The organism is Nocardia sp. NPDC003345 (assembly GCF_053589395.1).
In genome coordinates, this window is sequence record NZ_JBSFRU010000435.1 from 1 (window position 1) to 4,429 (window position 4,429).

The 4,429-nt window shown below is 68.9% G+C and carries 5 protein-coding genes; 4 read left to right on the forward strand and 1 reads right to left on the reverse strand.

Features of this window, described 5'->3' with window-relative positions; all coding sequences use genetic code 11:
- Together ACWDU1_RS30030 and ACWDU1_RS30035 are read left to right on the forward strand one after the other, a co-directional pair.
- Positions 1-243: class II fructose-bisphosphate aldolase (locus ACWDU1_RS30030; RefSeq protein ID WP_450003628.1), on the forward strand; the 243-nt coding region annotated here is incomplete at its 5' end.
- Positions 244-268: 25 nt separating this feature from the next.
- The gene (locus tag ACWDU1_RS30035) at positions 269-1,384 is read left to right on the forward strand and encodes a BTAD domain-containing putative transcriptional regulator (protein WP_450003629.1); all 1,116 of its coding nucleotides are present in this window, start codon (positions 269-271) and stop codon (positions 1,382-1,384) included.
- A gap of 11 nt (positions 1,385-1,395) precedes the next feature.
- Here the strand turns inward: ACWDU1_RS30035 and ACWDU1_RS30040 are convergent, their stop codons facing one another.
- Positions 1,396-2,685, reverse strand: a complete 1,290-nt coding sequence (locus ACWDU1_RS30040) for an adenylosuccinate synthase (protein WP_450003630.1) — start codon at positions 2,683-2,685, stop codon at positions 1,396-1,398.
- Between the two features lie 238 nt (positions 2,686-2,923).
- On the opposite strand from ACWDU1_RS30040, the gene ACWDU1_RS30045 reads away from it, so the two are divergent.
- A complete protein-coding gene (locus tag ACWDU1_RS30045; RefSeq protein ID WP_450003632.1) occupies positions 2,924-3,547 on the forward strand; it encodes a hypothetical protein in 624 nt (207 codons plus the stop codon).
- Complete coding sequence (locus ACWDU1_RS30050; RefSeq protein ID WP_450003634.1) at positions 3,544-4,317, forward strand: site-2 protease family protein; 774 nt, start codon at positions 3,544-3,546, stop codon at positions 4,315-4,317. Before ACWDU1_RS30045 ends, ACWDU1_RS30050 begins: the two co-directional genes overlap by 4 nt.
- Positions 4,318-4,429 lie beyond the last annotated feature (112 nt).

Consider the following 4,429-nt stretch of genomic DNA (forward strand, 5'->3'; position numbering starts at 1 on the left):
TCCCTGCGCTACGGCGTGGTGAAGATGAACGTCGACACCGACACCCAGTACGCCTTCACCCGCCCGATCGCCGCGCATATGTTCGCCAACTACGACGGTGTGCTCAAGATCGACGGCGAGGTCGGCAACAAGAAGACCTACGATCCGCGCAGCTACCTGAAGAAGGCCGAGCTGAACATGGCGCAGCGGGTGGTGCAGGCCTGCGAGGACCTGAAGTCCGCGGGGCGCTCCATCAGCGCCTGATACCCGTGCTCTCACCCGCAGCCAGATGACTCTCGATCTCCGTGTGCTGGGGCCCGTGCGGTTACTGGTCGGCGGTGAGCCGGTCCCGGTCGGCGGGCCCAAACCCCGGGCGCTGCTCGCAGCGCTCGCGGTGAACCGGCGGCGCGCCGTCGCCTCGACCACCCTGGCCGATATGGTCTGGAACGAGGAGCCGCCGGACGCCTATGCGGCCAGCCTGCAGGTGTTCGTCTCCAATATCCGTAAGGCACTGCGGAATTCCGGTATCGACCCGGCCACGGTGCTGCGCACGGAATCCTCGGGCTACCGGCTCGAGATCGCCGACGACGCCTGCGATCTCGGCCGGTTCGAGGCGGCCCGGGACGCGGGCAGCCGGGCGTCCGCGGCCGGTGACAATGTCTCGGCGTCCCGGCTTTTCGCCACCGCCCTGCGCGAATGGAACGGGCGCGCGCTCTCCGATCTGGCCGGCCTGGGCTTCGCGGACGGGTTCGCCACCGCGATGGAGGAGGAGCGGCTGCTGGCGGTGTCGGCGCGGTTCGACGCGGAGATCGCCTGTGGTCGCGCGGTCGCGGTGATCGGCGAGCTCGTCGCGCTCACCACCGAGCACCCGCTGCGCGAGCCGCTGTGGGCTCAGCTCATCACCGCGCTCTACCTCTCCGAACGGCACGCCGACGCCCTGGAGGCGTGCCGCCGGGTGCGGGCGGTGCTCGCCGAGGAGCTCGGTATCGACCCGGGGCCGGCGCTGCTGGAACTGGAACGGCGGGTGCTGCGCCAGGAACCGCTGAGTACGACCGAGCTCAAGAGCGTCGAGCGGCTGGCGGCGGCCATGACCGATACCGTCACCGAGGTACCGCGCACCGTGCGCAGCGGGCAATTGCGGCTGCCCGACGGCCGGACCGTGCCGCTGGCGCACGGCAGTTTGCGGATCGGCCGGATGACCGATAACGACCTGGTCCTCGACGATCCGAAGGCCAGCCGCTACCACGCCCAGATCAAACTGGGCCGGGCCGGTCTCCTGATCGAGGATCTGGATTCGGCCAACGGCGTCTACGTCAACGAGGAGCCGATCGACTCGGCCTTGCTCGCCGACGGCGACGCGATCCGGATCGGCAACACGGTGCTGGGGTTCCAGGCCGTCCGCTGACCCGTTCGGGATCAGCCCAGGATGTCGTGCCGCACGATGGTCTGGTCGCGGCCCGGGCCCACGCCGATACAGGAGATCCGGGCCCCGGACAGTTCCTCCAGCCGATGCACGTAGGCCTGGGCGTTGGCGGGGAGTTCGTCGAAGGTGCGGGCCCCCGAGATGTCCTCCCACCAGCCCGGCATCTCCTCGAAGATGGGTTTCGCGTGATGGAAACCGGTCTGGGTGGTGGGCATCTGCTCCACGCGCTCACCGTCGACCTCGTAGGCCACGCAGATGGGCACCCGGTCCAGGCTGGACAGCACGTCCAGTTTGGTGAGGAAGTAGTCGGTGATCCCGTTGACCCGGGTGGCGTACCGGGCGATCACGGCGTCGAACCAGCCGCAGCGTCGCGCGCGGCCGGTGGTCACGCCGACCTCGCCGCCGGTTTTCGCCAGGTAGACGCCGGATTCGTCGAACAACTCGGTGGGGAACGGGCCGGAACCGACCCGGGTGGTGTAGCACTTCAGGATGCCCAGCACGGTGCCGATCTGGTTCGGGCCGATACCCGCGCCCACCGCGGCACCGCCGGCGGTGGGGTTCGACGAGGTGACGTAGGGGTAGGTGCCGTGGTCGACATCGAGCAGTGTGCCCTGCGACCCCTCCAGCAGTACCGTCTCACCACGTTCCAGCGCCAGGTTCAGTTCCAGGCGGGTATCGCTGATCCGGTGCGCGAAGCGTTCGGCCTGACCCAGCACCTCCTCGACCACCTGCTGCGGGTCCAGCGCGCGCCGGTTGTAGATCTTGACCAGTACCTGGTTCTTGAACTCCAGGGCGGCCTCGACCTTCTGGGTGAGGATCTTCTCGTCCAGTACGTCGGCGACCCGCACGCCCACCCGGGCGACCTTGTCCTGGTAGCAGGGGCCGATACCGCGGCCGGTGGTGCCGATCTTGTTGTTGCCGAGGAACCGTTCGGTGACCTTATCGATGGCCACGTGGTACGGCATGATCAGATGCGCGTCCGCGGACAGCAGCAGACCCGAGGTGTCGACATCGCGCTCCTCGAGCCCGGCCAGTTCGTCCAGCAGGACGCCCGGGTCGACGACCACGCCGTTGCCGATGACGTTGTTGACCCCCGGGGTGAGGATGCCCGAGGGGATGAGGTGCAGCGCGAAGTTGTCCCCGTTGGGTAGCACGACGGTATGACCGGCGTTGTTACCGCCCTGGTACCGCACCACCCACTGCACGCGGCCGCCGAGTAGGTCGGTGGCTTTGCCCTTGCCCTCGTCACCCCACTGGGCGCCGATGAGGACGATTGCCGGCATGGTCGTGTCTCCTACGGGTTCGACGCGCGACACGCACTTCGTATCGCAGCTACCTGCCGTAATGGGGAGGAAGCCGGGAGCACAGTCTAGCCGAGGCCCGCCGGCGGGCCGGGACGGCCGCCGTGCCAGGCCCGTTGCGCGGGTCACCCGGGCCCACCCTCTACACTCGGGGTCGACCGGTCCGAGGGAGGGTGTTGGGCGTTTGAGTACCCAGGTTCTCCGCTGTGCAGACGCTCCGGTGCCCATCGCTCTGGCGGCACAGTCCACCGCGCAGGCCGACGCCGTTCCGGCGCCCGCGCTCATCGACGAACTGCTGCCGGTGCTGGCCGCCGACAGTCTCCCGCGCTTGATCGTGCTCGGTGATGATGCCGCACTCGCGGCCGTGCTCACCCACCTCATGCGGACCGAACGGCTGCATGTGGAGGTCGGGTACGTGCCGCTCGAGGGAACCTACGGCGCGCAGGCCTACCAGACCGGCACCGGGAACGCCGCCGCCAAACGCGCCCTCTCGGGCAGCGCCCAGGAGGTGCCCCTGATCCGGGACGACACCGGCAAGGTGCTGGTGGGCCGGGCCAAGATCACCGGAGTGGACGGTGCCCACCTGACCGGAGAGGCCTACGTCGACGACACGCGCCTGTTCTCCGGCGAAGTCCGGGCGATGTTCGTCACCCCGACGCTGGAGCTACCGGGTGTGCGGGCGAGCGTGCCCCGCCGTTTCCGCCGCCGCCGCTGGACCCCCGGCCGTGCCGCCCAGCTGGGCACGCCCGCCGCGGTCGTCAACCGCGACGGTGTGCAGAGCGATCGCCCGGTACCCCGGGCCAGCTTCTACCGCCACCACGAGCCCTGGCTCCTCGTCCGGTGAACGCCCCGGCACTACGGCGCGGCGCCGTGCGCCCGAGCCCCGTGTTCCTGCTCGTGGTCGCGCTGGCGGTCGCGGGCGGGGTGCTGGCCTGGGGCGCCGATATCGATTCGTGGCAGGCGCGCGCCGGAGTTTTCGTGCTGGTGGTGTTCGGCTGGGTGGTGAGCCTGTGCCTGCACGAATTCGCCCACGCCTACCTCGCCTACCGTGCCGGTGACCGCGAAGTGGAGTTACGCGGATACCTCACCCTGAACCCGCTGAAATATAGCCACCCGCTGCTGTCGATCGTGCTGCCCATGGTGTTCATCGCCCTGGGCGGAATCGGCCTGCCCGGCGGGGCGGTCTACGTCCACACCCATCAGGTGTCCCCCCGGACCCAGCGGCTGATCAGCGTCGCGGGCCCCGCCGTGAATCTGCTGTGTGCCGCCGTCCTGCTACTGGTGGTGCGCCTTTTCGGCAGCTCCCAGCACCACCCCGCGCTCTGGTTCGGGCTGAGCTTCCTGGCCTTCCTCCAGGTCACCGCGACCCTGCTGAACATGCTCCCCATCCCCGGCCTCGACGGCTACGGCGTAGTGGAACCCTCCCTGAGCTACCAGACCCGCCGCAGCCTGGAACAGTTCAAACCCTTCGGCATGCTGATCCTGTTCGCCCTCCTGTTCACCCCCGCGATCAACCAGGTCTTCTTCGATGTGGTCTACGCGCTCTACGACCTCTCCGGAGTCCCCGAGAACTGGTCCCGCTACGGCAGCTATCTGACCCGCTTCTGGGCTTGACAGGGCGACCGAACAACCGGTCACCGTATCTGCGCCGAGTCCAGCGAGGCCCCCAAAGGGTTCGGCCCGCGTCTGCTGTCAGCGCTCGAAGCGCATGTGGCGAAGCCACAAG